1 protein-coding gene is annotated in these 558 nt (G+C 60.0%); it reads left to right on the plus strand.

All coding sequences use genetic code 11. From position 1 onward, the window contains the following. Positions 1-207: 207 nt before the first annotated feature. Positions 208-558 (plus strand): nitroreductase family protein (locus AC1D0P_RS27605; protein ID WP_477679645.1); only part of this gene is annotated, 351 nt, incomplete at its 3' end.

A 558-nucleotide genomic window follows, 5' to 3' on the forward strand; every position in this document is an offset into this window, starting at 1 on the left:
CTTCTGGTCCGTGTCGAGCGCGAAGGCCTGCTGTGCCGCGCCTGCGCCGCCGACGAGGGCTGCGAAGAAGACCGCCACGAGGGCAATGGCTCGGCACGAGTTAAACAAAACCGGAATACTCTTCTTTTCCAGGGTTGACACGCTTTACAGCGCGGCCCACTTCTCCCGCAAACACCAGGCGAATTCAAGAGCCGCAAACGAGGCATTATGAAGACCGACATCAAGCTAATCGATTACCTCTCCACCCGCCGTTCCATGCCGGCGTTTCAGATGAAGGCCCCGGGCCCCTCGCAAGAAGAAATCCTCGACATCCTGACATTGGCGAGCCGCGTGCCGGATCACGGCAAGCTGGCGCCCTGGCGTTTCATTGTCTTCCGCGGCGCCGAACGGGAGCGGATCTCGTTGGAATTGTCGAAGATCGCGCGTGGCGACAAGCCGGACCTGTCGGAGGAAATGATCAAGGTCGAAGAAACACGATTGACGCGGGCGCCGGTCGTCGTCGCCGTCGTTTCCAAGGCCGCACCGCATTTCAAGATTCCGGAATGGGAGCAGTTGATG

The organism is Polaromonas sp. P1_G2, from assembly GCF_056405515.1.